16 protein-coding genes and 2 pseudogenes are annotated in these 18,561 nt (G+C 73.6%); 17 read left to right on the top strand and 1 reads right to left on the bottom strand.

The window, feature by feature from the left end; genetic code table 11:
- The 8 genes and pseudogenes from ACTUAL_RS08480 to ACTUAL_RS08445 form a co-directional block, all read left to right on the top strand.
- A pseudogene (locus ACTUAL_RS08480) lies at positions 1 to 314 on the top strand (septum site-determining protein Ssd); the annotation flags it as partial.
- 302 nt (positions 315 to 616) lie between these two features.
- Positions 617 to 1,735: a TadA family conjugal transfer-associated ATPase gene (locus tag ACTUAL_RS08475; protein ID WP_440899859.1), complete on the top strand. Its 1,119-nt coding sequence runs from the start codon at positions 617 to 619 to the stop codon at positions 1,733 to 1,735.
- A gap of 139 nt (positions 1,736 to 1,874) precedes the next feature.
- Positions 1,875 to 2,630: a type II secretion system F family protein gene (locus tag ACTUAL_RS08470; RefSeq protein ID WP_440899858.1), complete on the top strand. Its 756-nt coding sequence runs from the start codon at positions 1,875 to 1,877 to the stop codon at positions 2,628 to 2,630.
- Positions 2,627 to 3,184: a type II secretion system F family protein gene (locus ACTUAL_RS08465; RefSeq protein WP_440899857.1), complete on the top strand. Its 558-nt coding sequence runs from the start codon at positions 2,627 to 2,629 to the stop codon at positions 3,182 to 3,184. Before ACTUAL_RS08470 ends, ACTUAL_RS08465 begins: the two co-directional genes overlap by 4 nt.
- A gap of 21 nt (positions 3,185 to 3,205) precedes the next feature.
- Positions 3,206 to 3,361: a DUF4244 domain-containing protein gene (locus tag ACTUAL_RS08460; RefSeq protein ID WP_012782911.1), complete on the top strand. Its 156-nt coding sequence runs from the start codon at positions 3,206 to 3,208 to the stop codon at positions 3,359 to 3,361.
- Positions 3,358 to 3,789: a TadE family type IV pilus minor pilin gene (locus ACTUAL_RS08455; protein WP_440899856.1), complete on the top strand. Its 432-nt coding sequence runs from the start codon at positions 3,358 to 3,360 to the stop codon at positions 3,787 to 3,789. Before ACTUAL_RS08460 ends, ACTUAL_RS08455 begins: the two co-directional genes overlap by 4 nt.
- Positions 3,790 to 3,956: 167 nt before the next feature.
- Positions 3,957 to 4,286 (top strand): Rv3654c family TadE-like protein, encoded by a 330-nt coding sequence (locus ACTUAL_RS08450; protein WP_440899855.1) that lies wholly within the window; start codon positions 3,957 to 3,959, stop codon positions 4,284 to 4,286.
- Positions 4,287 to 4,656: 370 nt separating this feature from the next.
- Positions 4,657 to 5,262, top strand: coding sequence for a bifunctional DNA primase/polymerase (locus tag ACTUAL_RS08445; RefSeq protein ID WP_096491152.1), 606 nt, complete (start codon positions 4,657 to 4,659; stop codon positions 5,260 to 5,262).
- A gap of 411 nt (positions 5,263 to 5,673) precedes the next feature.
- On the opposite strand, the gene ACTUAL_RS08440 is transcribed toward ACTUAL_RS08445, so the two are convergent.
- Entirely contained in the window at positions 5,674 to 8,103 is a 2,430-nt protein-coding gene (locus tag ACTUAL_RS08440; RefSeq protein WP_440899854.1) for a DEAD/DEAH box helicase, read from the bottom strand.
- Positions 8,104 to 8,338: 235 nt separating this feature from the next.
- On the opposite strand from ACTUAL_RS08440, the gene ACTUAL_RS08435 reads away from it, so the two are divergent.
- From ACTUAL_RS08435 to ACTUAL_RS08395, 9 genes and pseudogenes are all read left to right on the top strand, one after another.
- Entirely contained in the window at positions 8,339 to 10,699 is a 2,361-nt protein-coding gene (locus ACTUAL_RS08435) for a sodium-translocating pyrophosphatase (protein WP_440899853.1), read from the top strand.
- A gap of 121 nt (positions 10,700 to 10,820) precedes the next feature.
- Positions 10,821 to 11,459 carry a hypothetical protein gene (locus ACTUAL_RS08430; protein ID WP_096491155.1) on the top strand — a complete coding sequence of 213 codons (639 nt, stop codon included), beginning with the start codon at positions 10,821 to 10,823 and terminating at the stop codon, positions 11,457 to 11,459.
- Between the two features lie 57 nt (positions 11,460 to 11,516).
- Positions 11,517 to 12,173 carry a hypothetical protein gene (locus ACTUAL_RS08425; RefSeq protein ID WP_440899852.1) on the top strand — a complete coding sequence of 219 codons (657 nt, stop codon included), beginning with the start codon at positions 11,517 to 11,519 and terminating at the stop codon, positions 12,171 to 12,173.
- A 150-nt stretch (positions 12,174 to 12,323) separates the two neighbouring features.
- Complete coding sequence (locus ACTUAL_RS08420; RefSeq protein ID WP_440899851.1) at positions 12,324 to 12,965, top strand: hypothetical protein; 642 nt, start codon at positions 12,324 to 12,326, stop codon at positions 12,963 to 12,965.
- A 125-nt stretch (positions 12,966 to 13,090) separates the two neighbouring features.
- On the top strand, positions 13,091 to 13,771 hold the full coding sequence (locus ACTUAL_RS08415) for a hypothetical protein (protein WP_440899850.1): 681 nt from the start codon (positions 13,091 to 13,093) through the stop codon (positions 13,769 to 13,771).
- A gap of 170 nt (positions 13,772 to 13,941) precedes the next feature.
- Positions 13,942 to 14,568 carry a hypothetical protein gene (locus tag ACTUAL_RS08410; protein ID WP_440899849.1) on the top strand — a complete coding sequence of 209 codons (627 nt, stop codon included), beginning with the start codon at positions 13,942 to 13,944 and terminating at the stop codon, positions 14,566 to 14,568.
- Between the two features lie 129 nt (positions 14,569 to 14,697).
- Positions 14,698 to 15,330, top strand: a complete 633-nt coding sequence (locus ACTUAL_RS08405; RefSeq protein WP_440899848.1) for a hypothetical protein — start codon at positions 14,698 to 14,700, stop codon at positions 15,328 to 15,330.
- A gap of 128 nt (positions 15,331 to 15,458) precedes the next feature.
- Positions 15,459 to 18,230, top strand: a complete 2,772-nt coding sequence (gene topA / locus ACTUAL_RS08400; RefSeq protein ID WP_177154468.1) for a type I DNA topoisomerase — start codon at positions 15,459 to 15,461, stop codon at positions 18,228 to 18,230.
- 5 nt (positions 18,231 to 18,235) lie between these two features.
- A pseudogene (locus ACTUAL_RS08395) lies at positions 18,236 to 18,561 on the top strand (hypothetical protein); the annotation flags it as partial.

Genomic DNA, 18,561 nt, shown 5'->3' with positions numbered 1-18,561 from the left:
CGGCGGTGCTCGCGGTGGCCGACCTGACGGTGCTGGTGGTGCCCGCCGAGGTGCGGGCCTGCGCGGCGGCCAGGGGCGTGGCCCGCAGGCTGGCCGAGCGGGGCGCGCGCACCCGAGCGCTCGTGCGGGTGCGGGCCTCCGGCGGGCTGAGCGCCCGGGAGGTGGCCGCCGCCGTGGGCGTGCCGCTGCTGACCCGGATGCGCGGTCAGCGCCAACTGGCCTCGGCCCTGGACCGGGGCCGCTTCCCGACGTCGACCCGAGGCCCGCTCGCGAAGGCGGCGACCACGGTCCTGGAGGTGCTCCGTGCGGGCTGATCACGCTCTCGACCGGGTGAACCCGGTGTTCATCCGGGTGGAGGTCCTGCACCGCTGCCACCCGGCCACGTCGCCGGTCCGGCGAGACCCCGGTCGGCGTTGTCCCACCGTTGGCCCGTCACGCCATTCCGGGGTTTGTCGCCGCGCTGGAGCGGTGATGCGCGGGCTTCCCGAAACGGGTGAATGCGCCGCGCTCACGGTGACGCACCCGAATTTCTTCACCGGTTGGATTCCACGTTCGGTGCGCGGATTCCTCGAACGGGTGGTTTTTCCGCCCGCGCTTCGCGACCGGGGAGGCCGTCGTGGGCGCTGATCTGGTGGAGCGGGTCCGGCGCAGGCTCGCGGAGGGCCGCGCCGAGCTCACCCCGTCGGCGGTCGCGGCGGCGGTGCGCGGCGAGGCGGGCGGGGTGCTCGGCGACGAGGAGGTCCTGCGCGCGATGTCCGAGCTGGGCCGCGAGTTCGCGGGCGCGGGCCTCCTCGAACCGCTGCTGCGCGCGCCCGGAACGACGGACGTGCTGGTCACCGCCCCGGACCAGGTGTGGGTCGACGGCGAGGACGGTCTGCGCCGCACCGACGTGGTCTTCCCCGACGAGCGGGCGGTCCGCAGGCTCGCCCAGCGGCTGGCCGTGGCGGCGGGCAGGCGCTTGGACGAGGCGGTGCCGCACGTGGACGGCTGGTTGCCCGGTGGGGTCCGCCTGCACGCCGTGCTGCCGCCGATCACCCGGAACACCTGCCTGTCCCTGCGCGTCCTGCGCCCAGCGACGCACGACCTGGCGGAGCTGCGGGCCAGGGGCGCGTTCAGCGCCGAGGTGGCCGAGGCCCTGCGCGCCCTGGTCCGCTCCCGCACCGCGTTCCTGGTGGTGGGCGGGACGGGCTCGGGCAAGACCACCCTGCTGGCCGCGCTGCTCGGCTGCGTCCCGCACGACCAGCGGGTGGTGTGCGTGGAGGACGCGGGCGAGCTGGAACCCGACCACCCGCAGGTGGTCCGCCTGGTGGCGCGGGCGGCGAACGTGGAGGGCGCGGGCGAGGTGACCGTCCGGGACCTGGTCCGCCAGGCGCTGCGGATGCGCCCGGACCGCATCGTGGTCGGCGAGGTGCGCGGGGCCGAGGTCTGCGACCTGCTCAGCGCGCTGAACACCGGTCACGAGGGCGGAGCGGGCACCCTGCACGCGAACTCCCCGGCCGAGGTCCCGGCCCGCCTGGAAGCGCTGGCCGCGCTCGGCGGCCTCGACCGGGTGGCGCTGCACAGCCAGGTGCTGGCGGCGCTCCGGGCCGTCCTGCACGTCCGCAGGACCCCGGAGGGCCGTCGCCTGGTGGAGATCGGCGTGTTCGAGCGCGCGGCGGGCGACCTCCGCGTGGTCCCGGTCTGGCGCCACGACACCGGCTGGCTGAACCGCGCGCTGCTGGAGCCGGGCCGATGACCGGGGAGGAGCCCGCCACACCCCGCTTCCGCGCCACCGCGGCCGTCCCGCGCTCCGCGGCCCGCCGCTCCGCTCCGCCGGTCCGCTGTGGTGTTCCGGTGCTGCGCGGTGCTCCGGCCCGGCGTTCGCGGGTGTCGACATGAGCCTGCTGCTGTTCGCGGTGGCCGTGCTGCTCCTGCCGTCCACCGCCCGAGGACGCCTGGAATCCTTGCGCGGCAAGCGGAACCCCCGCTTCGCCTTCCGCCTGACCACACCGCTGGTCGTGGGTGCCGGTGCGCTGCTGGGTCTGCTCCTGGGCCCGGCCGGTGCGGTGTCGGGCGTGGTGCTGGCCGCTGTCCTGTGGCAGGCGCACCGCGTCCGAGCCGCTCACCGGGCCGACCTGCTGGCGGCCGACGCCCTGGCGGAGGGGCTGCGCTCTTTCACCACCGAACTGCGCACCGGCGCCCACCCGGCGGGCGCGGCGCGGGCGGCGGCCCAGGACGCGGCGGAGCCCGCCGCGACCGCGCTGACCGCGATAGCGACGTCCACGGCGAGGGGAGGCGACGTGGTGTCCGCGCTGGCGGGCACCCCGGCCGCCCGCCTGGCCAGGGCGTGGCGCCTCGCGGACCACCACGGCGTGCCGCTGGCCGAGGTGCTCGACACCGCCCGCGCGGACCTGGAGCGCAGGACCGCCTTCACCCGGACCGTCCACGCCCGGATGGCCGGTCCGAGGACGAGCGCCGCGGTGCTGGCCGCGCTGCCGGTGCTGGGGGTCCTGCTGGGGCAGCTGTCCGGCACGTCCCCGCTGTCGATCCTGCGCGACACCCTGCCGGGACAAGCGCTCCTGCTGGTGGGCGTGCTGCTCCTGGTGGTGGGCCTGCGCTGGAGCGCCGGTCTGACCGGGAGCGCCGCATGAGCTTCCTGCTGCTGGCGCTGGCCGTGCTGGTCCTGCCGGGCAGGCGCTCCCCGTGCGCCCGCCTGCGCCCACCCGTCCCACCGACCGCACAACCCCGGCGTGCCAAGCGATCCCCACCGGATCCGCTGGCGCTGGCCGAGACCTGGGACCTGTTCGCGGCGGCGCTGCGCTCGGGCCTCCCGGTGCCGAGCGCGCTGCACGCCGTCCTGCCGGGAACCCCGCCGGGCGCGGCGGAGCGCCTGGGGCAGGTCCGCGACCTGCTTGCGCTGGGCGCGGACCCGGCGACGGCCTGGGACCCGGCCCTGGACCACCCGGCCACCGCGCCGCTCGCCAGGTCGGCCAGGAGAACCGCCCGTTCGGGGGCGGCGCTGGCCGATCAGGTGGCCCACTTGGCGGCGCGGCTCCGCGCGGGCGCCGCCGACGACGCGGAGAGCAGGGCCCAGCGGGCGGCGGTCCTGGTGGCGGGCCCGCTGTCCCTGTGCTTCCTGCCCGCGTTCCTGTGCCTGGGGGTGGCGCCGGTCCTGATCGGCATCGCCTCCGGATTGAACCGCTGACCGTCCACGATGGAGGATGAAGTGCTGGATGACCGAGGTGTGGCCACGCTGGAGTACGCCTTCTGCGCCCTGTGCGCGGCGGCTTTCGCCGGTGTCCTGTACGTGGTGATCTCCCAGGGCTGGGCCGCGAACGCCCTGAAGACGATCCTGGACCGAGCACTGGCGGGTGCGACATGAGAACCCGCCCGAACCGGGTGGCACTGGACGACCGGGGCTCGGTGACCGTCGAGCTGGCGCTGACGATGCTCACCGCGCTGCTGGTGCTGGCCTGCTGCGCGGAGGGCGTGCTGACCGTGGTCGACCACCTGCGCTGCACCGACGCCGCGCGGGAAGCCGCCCGCCTCATCGCCAGGGGGGACCCGGAGTCCGAGGCGCGGAAAGCGGTCGGGCGCATCGCCCCGGAGAACGCGACCCTGACCGTGACCGGGGAACCCGACGCGGTGACCGTGGAGGTGGCGGTGTCCTGGGTCAAGGCGCGCGCTTACGCGGTCCTGGAGACCGCGGACGTGGGAGTGGCCGACTGGTCGCCGGGCTCCTACGCGCCACCGGGTGACCACGACCCGCCGGACGGCATCCCTCCCGATGGCGCCCCGCCGGGTGGTTAGCGCTCACCGCCACGCGCTCTCCGGCGGTGGCCGCCCAAAGGGCCGGCCGCCGCCGGAGTGCCGGAGTGCCGGAGTGCCGGAGTGCCGGGCACGCGGTGGGTGTGGGCGCCAGGTGGGGCAAGCGTTTTCCTCTTGTCCGCGAGCGATCCGTTGAGGGGTGGGTGCGAATGCGTCTTGGAGACCGGGGGTCGGCCTCGGTGCTCGGCGCGGTGCTGGTGGTGGTGCTGGTGTCGTTGGCCGTGCTCGGCGTGCAGTTCGGGGCGGCGGTCGTGGTGCGGCATCGGGTGGTCGCGGCTGCTGATCTCGCTGCGCTTGCCGCGGCCGGGCGGTTGGTGGAGGGGGACGGCGCGGCCTGCGGGTGGGCTGAGCGGGTCGTTCGGGAGATGGGGGTGGTGCTGGAGCGGTGTTCGGTGCGCGAGTGGGAGGTGGCCGTCTCGGTGTCCGGGCCCGCCAGCCTGTTCGGCACGCCCGTCGGGCGCGCCCGAGCCGGGCCCTGACCGTGACCGGAATCGGTGGTCGAGCCTCGCTCGTGTCCTTGTCCGCCTTGGTGCGGACTCGGCGTGCTGGCCGTCCGTCGCACCGTTCTCGTGGTCGCTCCTCGGGCCCGTGGCGCGACGAGCGGTCGTCTCGCCACGGTGAGCGGGTTCACAGTTTGGGGATTCGGGGGTTTGCGCGGGGGTGGTGGGGGTGTGCGGCGTTCAGCGCGGCGAAGTCGGTCTTGGCGCTCGCCGTGCCCGAGCGACCAGTTGTCGACTCGCGGGTTACCGAGGGGGTGGGTCGTGCCGTTAGTTCAAGTGGCGGCACCGGACGGTGTCGCGTCACACCGCCCCGACGCAGAGTCGCGGTTTTCGAGGAGGCGAACCCAAGATGGAGTGGTCGGAGAGCTGGCGCGGAGCGTTCCGCATCGAGCTGCGCGCGGAGGCGGTCAACCTCGCGTGGCACGGCTGGCCGGTGCTCCCCGGTACCTACCCCTCGGGTGACGGCTGGCTCGGGCGCGACCAGGTCGAGGCGAGCGGGCCCGTTCCGGTGCACGCCGACTGGCGCGAGCGGATCGGCACGCTGCCCGAGCAGGTCGCCACCTGGTGGACCGGCGGGTCCTACACGATCCTGCTCGCCACCGGGCACGGCGTGGACGCCGTCGAGGTGAACGCCGAGCTGGGCAAGCGGGCCGCCGTCGCGCTGCGCACCGCCGGCGCGCCCGCGCCGATCGTGGCCACGCCGGACGGGCGGTGGATGTTCCTGGTGCGGTCCGGCGGTGTCGTCCGGGAGGACCTCGCCGCGCGCGGCGTCGTCCACCGGGCGCGCGGCGAGCACATCACGCTCCCGCCCTCGCCCGCGCGGCACGGGGTCGTGCACTGGCGGGTCAAGCCGCAGGTGTGCGGGTGGCAGCTCCCCGAGCCCGGCACCGTGCTCGACGCCATCGGCTCCGCCCTGGCCGTGCGCCACGACGGGCTCGTCGCCCTCGAGTCCTGAGGGACGACGGGGACCGGGGCCTGACGGCTAACCGGGAGCTGGAGCTTGACGGCTGCCGGGAACTGGGGCCTGACGGCCAGCCGGGAACTGAGGCCCGGCTGCCGTGGGGAACCGAGTCCTGATGCGACCGAGGCCTGCGCCAGGGACATGCGACCGGGGCCAGAAACGGGCCAGGTCGCCGGAGGCGGTACGCGCCACCACTGACGTGGCACCGAGGGGACCGGTACCCCCGAGGTGCTGCGCCGTCGCCGGGGGAGCCCGGCGGCGGTGAAGCAGGAGAGAACCGCACCACGGTTGCGCCAGTGCCATGGCGTCGCCAGTTCCACCCGCAGGAAGCACACCCACCCGCATGACCGGTTCCACCCGCGATGCCTGCTTCACCCGCGATGCCAGTGCCATGGCGTCAGCGGTTCAACGCGCGGTACCAGCCTCGCCTGCCAGACCAGCACCAGAACCACCAGAACCAGAACCAGCACCAGCAGCTCCACCAGAACCACCCAGCCGGTCGGGCTGGGCGTCGGGGGGTGGGTTTCCCACCGCTCTGAGGACGACGTCCAGCACGGCCGCGCCACCCGCCTTGTCCAGCGGATCGTTGCCGTTGCCGCACTTCGGCGACTGCACGCAGGACGGGCACCCCGCAGGGCACGCGCACGAGGAGATGGCCTCCCGCGCCGCGGCCAACCACGGGACCACCGCGGCGAAACCGCGGTCGGCGAATCCGGCTCCACCCGGATGACCGTCGTGCACGAACACCGTCGCCTCCCCGGTGTCCTGGTGCAGCGCGGTCGACACCCCGCCGATGTCCCACCGGTCGCAGGTCGCGAAGAGCGGTAGCAGGCCGATCGCCGCGTGCTCGGCGGCGTGCAGCGCGCCGGGGACGGTCGCCGGAGCCAGACCGGCGCCTCCCGGCGCGCTGCCCAGCAACGACTCGTCCACCGTGTACCAGACCGCCCGCGTGCGCAGCACCTGCGGCGGCAGGTCCAGCGGCACCTGGTCGACCACCTGGCCGGACGGCAGCTTCCGCAGGTACGACACCACCTGCGAGGTCACCTCGACCTCGCCCAGGCACACCCGCACCCCGGCGAACCGCCGCTCCTGCTCGACCCGCACCACCACGATGTCCTTGGTGTCCCGCGCCGTCGTGCTCCAGTCCGGGCGCTCCGCGCGCACCAGCGCGATCCCGGCCTCCAGGTCCAGCGAGTCCACCACGTACGACTCGCCCTGGTGCAGGTACACCGCGCCCTCGTGCACCGTCCAGTGCGCCGCCGCCGGGTCGACCGTGCCGAGCACCCGCCCGGTGTCGCCCTCCACGACCACGACCTGCTCGCCGCCCGACCCCCGGATGTCCACCTGCCCCTGCGGGCGCTCCCGCGCCGTCCAGTACCAGCCGCCGTTGGGCCGCCGCCGCAGCACCCGGTCCGCGACCAGCCCGTCCACCACCTCGCGCGCGCCCTCCCCGAACCCCGCCAGGCACTCCTCGGTCAGCGGCAGCTCCGCCGCCGCGCACGCCAGGTGCGGGGCCAGCACGTACGGGTTCGACGGGTCCAGCACGGTCGCCTCCACCGGCCGCCGCAGCACCGCCTCCGGGTGGTGCGCCAGGTACGTGTCCAGCGGGTCGTCCCGCGCCACGAACACCACCAGCGAGTCCCCGCCCGACCGGCCCGCGCGCCCCGCCTGCTGCCAGAACGACGCCAGCGTGCCGGGGAACCCGGCCACCACCACCGCGTCCAGCCCGGCGATGTCCACGCCCAGCTCCAGCGCGTTCGTCGTCGCCACCCCGAGCAGGTCCCCGCTCGCCAGCGCCTTCTCCAGCGCCCGCCGCTCCTCCGGCAGGTACCCGCCCCGGTACGCGGCGACCCGCCCCGGCAGCTCCGGGTCCACCTCGGCCAGCACCCGCCGCGCGCCCATCGCGGTCAGCTCCGCCCCGACCCGCGACCGCACGAACGCCAGCGACCGCGCCCCCTCGACCACCAGGTCCGCCAGGATGCGCGCCGTCTCCGCGCCCGCCGACCGCCGCACCGGCGCGCCGTTCTCACCCTCCAGCTCGGACAGCAGCGGCGGCTCCCACAGCGCCACCACCCGCCCCGCGCGCGGCGACCCGTCCTCCACCACCGCCGCGCACGGCTTCCCCACCAGCCGCTCCGCCGACGCCGCGGGCTCGGCCACGGTCGCCGACGCCAGCACGAACACCGGGTCCGCCCCGTACCGCCGCGCCACCCGCCGCAACCGCCGCAGCAGCAGCGCCACGTGCGAGCCGAACACGCCCCGGTACGCGTGGCACTCGTCCACCACCACGTAAGCGAGCTTGCGGAAGAACCGGATCCACCGCGCGTGGTTCGGCAGCACGCCCCGGTGCAGCATGTCCGGGTTGCTGAACACCCAGTTCGCGTGCGCCCGCACCCAGTCCCGCTCGTCCATCGCGGTGTCCCCGTCGAACGAGGCCGCCCGCACCCCCGGAACCGCCAGCTCCTCCACCGCGCGGATCTGGTCCGCTCCCAGCGCCTTCGTCGGCGACAGGTACAGAGCAGTTGCCCGCCCGTCCGCCACGAGCGCGCTCAGCACCGGCAGCTGGTAGGCCAGCGACTTGCCCGACGCGGTGCCGGTCGCCACCACCACGTCCCGCCCCGACCACGCCAGCTCCGCCGCCCGCGCCTGGTGCGACCACGGCGCGGGCACACCCCGCTCCACCAGTGCGGACACCACCTCGGGGGCCGCCCAGGACGGCCACGGGACCTCCCGCGCGTCCTGTCCGGGCAGCTCCTCGGCGTGCGTCAGCGGGGCCTCGCCGAGCGGAACCCCGGCGAGCACCCGGTCCAGCAGTCGACGTCCCTGGTTCGCCACAGGCGGCAGCTAAGCACACCGGTCCACGATCACGGCGGCTTCCTGCGTTGATAACGGTGCGTGCACGGATTGAGACGCACTGTCGCCCCCGGCCCGGAGGTGAATAGACTCCGCCGCTATCGCATCCAATGAGGGATGGATCACGTCGCGTCGGGACAGACCGGGTGTAGGCGGCCCGTGCCGAAGCGGTCGTCGAGGCACCCTCGTTGGGCTCATCACTCAACCAGGAGGACGGATGTCCCGGCAATTCCTCGCGGAGGGCATAGAGCTCTCCGGAGGTGATCGCGGCCTCGTCGCCGCGGTCGCCGTGGTCGCCCTGGCCGCTCTCGTAGTCGGAGCTGTCCTGCTCAAGGAGGTGCTGGCCGCGGGCCAGGGCACCGCCAAGATGCAGGACATCGCCAAGGCGGTCCAGGAAGGCGCTTCGGCCTACCTCAACCGGCAGTTCCGGACCCTCGGCATCTTCGTCGTCGTGGTCTTCGCCCTGCTGTTCCTGCTCCCGGCCGAGGACACCGGCGAGCGGATCGGCAGGTCGCTGTTCTTCATCGTGGGCGCCGCGTTCTCGGCGACCATCGGCTACCTGGGCATGTGGCTGTCCACGCGCGCGAACGTGCGCGTGGCGGCGGCGGCCCAGGCGGGCCAGAGCGGGCGCGAGAAGGCCATGCGGGTGGCGTTCCGCACCGGCGGCGTGGTCGGCATGTTCACCGTCGGCCTCGGCCTGTTCGGCGCGGCGGTCGTCGTGCTGGTCTACGCGGGCCAGGCCCCGAGGGTCCTGGAGGGCTTCGGGTTCGGCGCCGCGCTGCTGGCCATGTTCATGCGCGTCGGCGGCGGCATCTTCACCAAGGCCGCCGACGTCGGCGCCGACCTGGTCGGCAAGGTCGAGCAGAACATCCCGGAGGACGACCCGCGCAACGCCGCCACCATCGCCGACAACGTCGGCGACAACGTGGGCGACTGCGCGGGCATGGCCGCCGACCTGTTCGAGTCCTACGCGGTCACCCTCGTCGCCTCGCTGATCCTCGGCACGGCGGCGTTCGGCGCGCAGGGCCTGCTGTTCCCGCTGATCGTGCCCGCCATCGGCGTGGTCACGGCGGTCATCGGCGTGTACATCACCGGCGCCCGACCGGGTGAGAGCGGCCTGTCGGCGATCAACCGCTCGTTCTACATCTCGGCGGTCATCTCGGCGGTGCTGTGCACGGTCGCCGCGTTCGCGTTCCTGCCCGGCACGTTCGCCGAGCTGGGCGGCGTCAGCGCGGAGATCGCCGCCACCGAGGGCAACCCGGCCGTGATCGCCGCCGCCGCCGTCCTCATCGGCATCGTGCTCGCGGGCGTCATCCTGTGGCTGACGGGCTACTACACCGGCACCGAGCACAAGCCCGTCAAGGAGGTCGGCCGCACCTCGCTGACCGGCGCGGCCACCGTGATCCTGTCCGGCATCTCGCTCGGCTTCGAGTCCGCCGTGTACACCGCGCTGGTGATCGGCGCGGCCGTGTACGGCGCGTTCCTGCTGTCCGGCTCGGTGATCGTGGCGCTGTTCGCGGTCGCGCTCGCCGGCTGCGGCCTGCTGACCACGGTCGGCGTCATCGTCGCCATGGACACGTTCGGCCCGGTCTCCGACAACGCCCAGGGCATCGCCGAGATGTCCGGCGACGTCGACGGCGAGGGCGCGCAGGTCCTCACCGAGCTGGACGCGGTCGGCAACACCACCAAGGCCATCACCAAGGGCATCGCGATCGCCACGGCGGTGCTCGCCGCGGCTGCCCTGTTCGGGTCCTACAAGGACGCCATCGAGAAGGCGCTCGTCGAGGTCGGCGGTGTGTTCGAGGCGCAGGACTTCGTGGCGTTCACGCCGAACGTCCTGGTCGGACTGGTGATCGGCGCGGCCGTGGTGTTCATGTTCTCGGGCCTCGCGGTCAACGCGGTGACCCGCGCGGCGGGCGCCATCGTGTTCGAGGTGCGCCGCCAGTTCCGCGACAACCCCGGCATCATGGACGGCACCACCAAGCCCGAGTACGGCCGCGTCGTGGACATCTGCACCAGGGACTCGCTGCGGGAGCTGGCCACGCCCGGCCTGCTCGCGGTGATGGCCCCCATCGCGGTCGGCTTCGGCCTCGGCGTCGGGCCGCTCGCGGGCTACCTGGCGGGCGCGATCGCCACCGGCACGCTGATGGCGGTGTTCCTGGCCAACTCCGGTGGTGCCTGGGACAACGCCAAGAAGCTCGTCGAGGACGGCCACCACGGCGGCAAGGGCTCCGACGCGCACGCCGCCACGGTCATCGGCGACACCGTCGGCGACCCGTTCAAGGACACCGCCGGTCCCGCGATCAACCCGCTGATCAAGGTGATGAACCTGGTCTCGGTGCTGATCGCGCCCGCCGTCGTGACGTTCTCGATCGGCGCGGACGCCTCGGCCCCCATCCGCTACGGCATCGCGGCGGTCGCCGTCGGCGTCGTGGTGGCGGCGGTCGTGGTGTCCAAGCGGCGCGGCACGGTCATCGGCGACGAGCCCGCCGACCCGCCGTCGGGCTCGCCCAGCGTGCCCGCGCAGGCGACCGTCACCGACCCCGTCCAGGCCCGCGCCACGGGTGGCGCCGCCTAGTCGGAGCCACCCGGAAAGGTCCGATCGGCAGTGGGGAGCACCACCCCGTGGTGCTCCCCCTCGGGGTCGTTCGGTGGAATGGGGGGCGAGCACCGACCACCCGCCTACCCAGGAGGCCGACATGAGAGCCCGTCTCGTCACCGCCGTCGCCGCCTCGGCGCTCTCCGCGTGCCTGCTCGCGGGCTGCACCGGGCAGGACTCCGAGCCGACGCCGACCACGAGCAGCACGTCCACCTCGGCCTCGCCGGAGCAGCTGGCCGCCGACTACCTGGACAAGGTGTGCTCGGCGACCTCGGCGTTCGCCACCGTGCAGAAGACCCCGCCGGGCGCGGACGTCACCGACCCCGGCAAGCGCAAGGAGCTGATGGCCGTCTACATGGGCCAGTTCGGCGAGGCGTTCACCAGGAGCGCGACCGAGCTGCGGGCCGTCGGCGAGTCGCCCGTCGCGGGTGGTGACCAGGTCGTGGAGAAGATGGCGGGCACCTTCACCGAGATGGCCACGGTGTTCACCGACGCCAAGACCGCCGTGGAGCAGGCCGACGCGAACGACCAGTACGGCGGTCTCGCGCCCGCCAGGGACGCGCTCGCCAAGCTCGCGGACTTCAGCGTGCCGCTGAAGGAGGTCGAGTCCACGCCGGAGCTGGCCGCCGCCGCGCGCAAGGCCCCGAAGTGCCAGGCGCTGCGCACCGCCAGCCCGTCACCCTCCGCGACCGCGGGCGCACCCGCGGCCGAGTCCTCCGCCCCGCCGTCGACCTCGTGAGCTGACGGGTAGGTTCCCCCAGGTCAGGAAAGTCTTGCCGTGGGGGGTTCAGGGGTTGTGAGGGTTCGCTTCGCCGTGGTCGGCGCGTCACTCTCCGCAGCGGTCGTGCTGGTCGGCTGCTCCAGCGCGATCACCGGTGCGGCCGTGCCGGAGTCCGGCGGTTCCGGGGCGGACGCCTCGACCGCGCCCACCTCGAAGAGCTCGTCGGGCGGTTCCGGGAAGGGCTCGGTCCAGGAGTGGGTCGACACCTTCTGCGCGGGGAGCGCGCCCGTCTTCGAGCTGAGCGGCGAGTTCTTCGTCGCGGCTAATAAGCTGCCGTCGAAGGACTACGCCGCGCTCAAGTCCACGATGATCGGTTACTTCCAGCAGGTCGCCCCCGAGCTGGAGGACCTGGGCGAAGAGCTCGACGCCCTCGGCGCGCCCAGCGGCTCCACCACCGCGCTGCACGAGGAGGCGGTCGAGTACTTCCGCAGCACCGCCGGGTTCGTGCGCAAGGCCATGACCGGGATGGCCCCGCTCGACCCCGCCGACCCCGCCTTCGCGACGAAGCTGAACAAGGTCGAGGGCGGCAAGGAGGCCAATCCGGGGCTCGCGGTCAAGCTCGCGAACAAGCTCGCCGCCGACCCGGCGTTCAAGCCCGCGTTCACCGCGTCCTCGGACTGCGAGGCCATGAACCGGGTGCTGACCGAGTACGCCTCGGTGCTGAAGGGCTGAGGTCCCGGAGGGGCGGGGACGCAGACCGGGGACGCGGACCGAGGTCGCAGGCCGCGCCCGACCGGGTGCGCCGGTCGGCGGAGCCTGGTCGGTGGTCGGGCGGCTCGCTACCTTGTGCGAGATCACCTCACTCGTCCGGGGGTACGCACCGTGAAGCACCACTCCGCCGTCGGCGCGCTGCTCGTCGCCGCCGTCGCGCTGTCCGCCTGCTCGTCCGGTCCCACCGACCCGGCCGCGTCCCCGTCCTCGGGGCCCGCGTCCTCCGGGACCTCGGCGCCCGCGTCGTCCTCGGCCGCCGCCACGCCCTCGGGCGACAAGGTCACCGCGTGGGCGGAGGCCTACTGCGGACTGGTCGGAGGTTACGCGCTCGGCCTCAAGGCGTACCAGGAGAAGCACGTCCAGCTGCCGAACGTGACCGACGTGGTGGAGCGCAACAAGGCGCAACTGGCGGCTTTCACGGAATTCATCTCCAAGTTGGAGATCGATTTCAAGGCCGCCGAGGGCGAGTTCGAGAAGGTCGGCGTCCCGCTGCCGGGGGCCGAGGAGCTGCACGGCGAGGTCGCCGAGATGCTCGACCAGGTCAACGGCCAGCTCGGGCAGGCCAAGCAGCAGGTCGCGGCGCTCGACCCCAACGACCCCGACTTCGAGCAGGCGGTGTCCGGGGCCGGTGGCCTGGACGGCGCGAGCGCCCTGCTCGCGCACGGTGAGAAGGTCTCCGGCGTCCCCGAGTTGGAGCAGGCCATGACCACGGCGCCGAAGTGCGTCGAGATCCAGCGGCAGATCGGCGGCTGAGCGCGGTCCCGGCGCGCACCCCTCAAAAGATCGAATTCGCCGGTGGAATGGTCTCTGGACCAAGTGGAAAACGATCTGTACCTTTTCGCGGGGGAGGTTTTCACTCGCTTGGGGGTATCTTTTCCATGAAGTTCCGCGTTTCCCTGGTCGGCGCAGCCCTGGCCTCGGCCGCCGTGCTCTCCGCGTGCTCGTCCGGCACCGAGGGCACGGCCTCGCCCGCGAGCGGCGCCCCGGCGACCTCGTCCTCCGCGCCCGCGCCCGCAGGGTCCGCCTCGGCCGCCCCGACCTCGGCGAGCGCCAAGGCGGGCGGCGGTGACAACACGAAGGCGGTCGACTGGGCGGGGGAGCTCTGCACCACCTTCACCGGCATGGTCGACCGCAGCCTCGTGATGCTCAAGGACGTCAGCTCCGAGATGGAGAAGGGCAACCTCGACGGCTACCGGAGCGCGGTGCTGGACTACCTCAGCGGCACCGAGACCGCGATGTCCGGCTCGCTGGGGAAGCTGAACGAGCTGGGCGCGCCCACCGCGAGCTCCACCGCGCTGCACGCGGAGATGGTCGAGTTCCTGGAGGGCGCGGGCGCGGAGTCCGGCGCCGCCGCGAGGAAGATGCGGGGGCTGGCCGTCACCGACCCGGCCTTCGCGGAGCAGATGGGCGCGCTCGACCAGGGCCAGGGCGGGTCCGACGTGCTGCTGAAGCACCTGGAGAACGCCGAGAAGGACCCGGAGCTGGCCCTCGCCTTCGCCGCGGCCAAGCCGTGCCAGGAGATGGAGTCCGAGCTCGGCCAGATGCCGGGGAGCGGCTGAGCCGCCGCTGTCGAGCCGCCTCATGCTTCAAATTCCCCTGAACGGACGTACTTTGGGCACGCTGCAATAACTCAGTCGATCTTTGTCGGACCCGCTATGTACCTTCCGGGAAGATTTTTTAACTCTTCTGGGGGTACTAGCTAGTGAAGCGTCACCTGTCCGTCACGTCTGTGCTGCTCTCCGCGACCCTCGTGCTCGCCGCCTGCGGCACGGGCGCCGACGGCGCCGCCCCCGCGAGCAGCTCCGCTGCCGTGTCCGCGGCCCCGGCCTCCGCGCAGGTCGACGACGGCGAGCGCGAGGCGCGCTGGGCCGCCTCCTTCTGCACCGCCCTCGGCGGCCGGGCCAAGGCCGCCGTCGAGCTGATGCAGAAGATGTTCTCGCAGGCCGTGTCGGCGGGGGAGGACGTGAGCGAGGCCGACATGCAGGCCGTGCAGAAGGACCTGCTGGTCGAGTTCATGGAGGACGGCGCGAAGGAGAGCCTCGACGCCGCGAAGCAGCTGGAGGGGATCGGCGCGCCCGCCGTGGTCGGCGAGGAGTTCCACCAGCAGCTCATCACCCTGCTCAAGACCTCCGGCGACGAGGCCGCGGCGGCGGTGGAGAAGGTCAAGGCGCTCGACCCGACCAGCCCTGCCTTCGAGGCCGAGCTGGACGAGCTGTCCGAGGGGAGCACCGCCGAGACGCTGGTCGCGCCCCTGCAGGAGGTCGGCAAGAGCAAGCCCGAGCTCAACGAGGTGCTGGAGAAGACCCCCGAGTGCGTGGACGTCGTCAAGCAGATGTCCGCGATCGCGGGGAAGTGACCCGGCGCCCACACGGGCGTCAACGGGTCGAATTTCACACGAAAGAGTGAGATCGGGGCGGTTCGGCGAACCGCCCCGCCCGCGTCGGAGACTGGCCGGCGTCGAACGCCTGTTCTACGCTGCCGGGTCGTGGGGCAACAGCTGTCCTTCTACTCGGCCGAGGCGCGGCGACCGGGCGTCGACGACCTGGCCGGCCTGCTCTGCGGGCCGGGCCGGGTGCTCGGCTTCGCCAGGGGGCGGGCCGCCCGCCTCACCGCCGTCCTCGCCGACCCCTGGCGCGGGCCCGCGCTCGTCGCGGCCCTCGCCGAGCGCGGCGTCCAGGCCGAGTCCGGCGCGCCCGAACCGGTCGGCGACCCCGAGCCGCCCGCGGCCGGGCAGGAGCCGGGAGCCCAGCCCCCGGTGCAGGTCAGGACCCCTTTCCGGACCGACCTCGCCCCGCTCGCCGCGCACTGGCTGCTCGCGGGGGCCAAGGTCGTCCCGAGCGGGTTCACCCCGCACGGCGGCGTGCTGCGGCTGTGGGCGCTCACCTCGGGCCGCTGGGTCGAGCCGGGCTACCTGCTCGGCCTCGACCCGGACGCGCCGGACACCCACGAACCGCTCCGCGCGGCCCACGCCTCGGCCGGGCTGCCCGCCGCGCTGCTCACCCCGAAGTCGGGCGGACCGGCTTTGCGGGTGACCGGCCGAAGGCGGTTGGAACGGCTCTCCGAGCTGGTCGGACGTGCTCCGACCGGGGTCGGGGACCGCACCTGGCCCGCCGCTTAGCGGCTCGTCCTGGGGGAAGTTCAGGCACAGTTGTGTCACCCTGTCCCGACCAGGGCAGCCCTGCGGCGGTCGCCGGGCAGTGCACACTGGCGGGTCGGGAACACAGTGGTCGAAGAGAGCAGGACGGCGTGGCTGGATCGACGCGAACGAGGAAGAGCACCGGGGGAAGTGCGGACGGCAACCGGCGGTTGGTGATCGTCGAGTCGCCCACCAAGGCGCGCAAGATCGCGTCCTACCTCGGCAACGGCTTCGTCGTGGAGTCGTCGAAGGGGCACATCCGGGACCTGCCGCGCGGCGCGGCCGACGTGCCCGCCAAGTACAAGGGCCAGCCCTGGGCGCGGCTCGGCGTGGACGTCGACCACGACTTCGAGCCGCTCTACATCGTCACCCCGGACAAGAAGTCGACCGTCGCGGAGCTCAAGGAGCTGCTCAAGGGCGTCGACGAGCTCTACCTCGCGACGGACGGCGACCGCGAGGGCGAGGCGATCGCCTGGCACCTGCTGGAGACCCTCAAGCCCTCGGTCCCGGTGCGCCGCATGGTGTTCCACGAGATCACCGAGCCCGCGATCCTCGCCGCCGCCGCCAGCCCGCGCGACCTCGACCTGAGCCTGGTCGACGCGCAGGAGACCCGCCGCATCCTGGACCGCCTCTACGGCTACGAGGTCAGCCCCGTGCTGTGGAAGAAGGTCATGCCGAAGCTGTCGGCGGGCCGCGTCCAGTCGGTGGCCACCCGCATCGTGGTCGAGCGCGAGCGCGAGCGGATGAAGTTCGTGACCGCCTCGTTCTGGGACGTCTCGGCGACCATCGACGCGGGCCCCGAGGCCACCCCGCGCCAGTTCGCGGGCAGGCTCGTCTCCGTCGACGGCACCAGGCTCGCCACCGGCCGCGACTTCGGCTCCGACGGCCGCCTCAAGGACGGCGTCGAGGTCAAGGTGCTGGACGAGGCGCACGCCCGCGCCATCGCCGAGGGCCTGACCGGCGCGGCCATGCGCGTGGCCTCCGTCGAGGAGAAGCCCTACACGCGCAAGCCGTACCCGCCGTTCATGACCTCCACGCTCCAGCAGGAGGCGGGCCGCAAGCTCCGCTTCTCCGCCGACCGCACGATGCGGGCCGCGCAGAAGCTGTACGAGAACGGCTACATCACCTACATGCGAACCGACAGCACCGCGCTGTCGGAGACCGCCATCACCGCGTCCCGCGCCCAGGCCACCGACCTGTACGGCGCGCAGTACGTGGCCAAGGAGCCCAGGCAGTACACCCGCAAGGTCAAGAACGCCCAGGAGGCGCACGAGGCCATCCGCCCGGCGGGCGAGGTCTTCCGCACCCCCGGCCAGGTGGCCCGCGAGCTGGACTCCGACGAGTACAAGCTCTACGAGCTGATCTGGCAGCGCACCATCGCCTCCCAGATGGCCGACGCGCGCGGCAACACCACGAGCGTGCGAGTCGCGGGCCGCACCGGCGGCGGCGAGGACGTGCTGTTCGCCTCCTCCGGCCGCACGATCACGTTCGCGGGCTTCCTCAAGGCGTACGTGGAGACGGTCGACTCGGAGGCGGGCGGCAACGCCGACGACGCCGAGTCCCGGCTGCCGCAGCTGGTCGCCGAGCAGCCGGTGCGCGCCGCCGAGCTGTCCGCCGACGGCCACTCGACCTCGCCGCCGCCGCGCTTCACCGAGCCCAGCCTGATCAAGACCATGGAGGACCTGGGCATCGGCCGCCCGTCCACCTACGCGTCGATCATCAGCACCATCCAGGACCGCGGCTACGTGTGGAAGAAGGGCTCCGCGCTGGTGCCCTCCTGGGTGGCGTTCGCGGTGGTCGGGCTGCTGGAGCAGCACTTCGGCAGGCTGGTCGACTACGACTTCACCGCCGCGCTGGAGGACGAGCTCGACGGCATCGCCGAGGGTCGCCAGGAGCGCACCACCTGGCTGTCCGGCTTCTACTTCGGCGGCGACGTCGGCCCCGAGTCCTCGATCGGCCGCTCCGGCGGGCTCAAGAAGCTGGTCGGCTCCAGCGTCGAGGAGATCGACGCCCGCGAGATCAACTCGATCCCGCTGTTCAGCGACGAGGGCGGGCACACCGTCGTGGTCCGGGTCGGCCGGTACGGGCCGTACCTGGAGCGCGAGGTCGACGGCGCGTCGCAGCGGGCGAACCTGCCCGACGACCTGCCGCCGGACGAGCTGAGCCTGGAGATCGCGGAGAAGCTGTTCGCGACCCCGCAGGAGGGGCGCTCGCTGGGCAACGACCCGGCGACCGGGCACGAGATCGTGGCCAAGGAGGGCCGCTTCGGGCCGTACGTCACCGAGGTGCTGCCCGAGCCCGCCGAGGGCAAGAAGGCCGCGAAGCCGCGCACCAGCTCGCTGTTCAAGTCCATGTCGCTGGACACCGTGACGCTGGAGGACGCGCTGCGGCTGCTGTCCCTGCCGCGCGTGGTCGGCGCCGACCCGGAGTCCGGCGCGGAGATCACCGCGCAGAACGGCCGGTACGGGCCGTACCTCAAGCGCGGCACCGACTCGCGGTCGCTGACCACCGAGGACCAGCTGTTCACGGTGACCCTGGACGAGGCGCTGAAGATCTACGCCGAGCCCAAGAAGCGCGGTCGCGCGGCGGCGGCCCCGCCGCTCAAGGAGCTGGGGAACGACCCGGTGTCCGGCAAGCCGATGGTGGTCAAGGAGGGCCGCTTCGGCCCGTACGTGACCGACGGCGAGACCAACGCCTCGCTGCGCAAGTCGGACAACGTGGAGACGCTGTCCGACGAGCGGGCCTCCGAGCTGCTGGCGGAGAAGCGGGCCAAGGGGCCGAGCACGAAGAAGAAGCCCGCGGCCAGGACGGCGAAGGCCGCCGCGAAGCCCGCGGCGAAGAAGCCCGCCGCGAAGAAGACCCCGGCGAAGTCGAAGGGCTGAGGACCGTGGCCGCAGCGGCGGGTGGGGACGGCGGGCTGTTCGGACCGGACGGCACGCAGGCCCCGCCGCCGCCCGCCGCGTTCCCCGACCCGCTCGCCGGGCTGGTCACCGGCGAGCTGCCCTGGGCGCTGCCCGCGCCCGAGGTCCCCGAGGTCCGGGCCGCCGTGACCTGGACCGCCGCGCCGGTCGCGCCTCCCGCCCCCGCGCCGCCACGGGGGACGGCGCGCTCGACCGGGGCGGGCGGACGTCCGCGCACCGCGCTCCCGCCGTCCGGCCGCGCCGGGACCGGGAGGCGGGCGCCGCCGCCCGGTCGCCCGGCCGTCCCGCCCCC

The organism is Actinosynnema sp., assembly GCF_052038725.1.
Note: the sequence above shows the minus strand (reverse complement) of the source record. Positions and strands in the feature narration are given on the sequence as shown.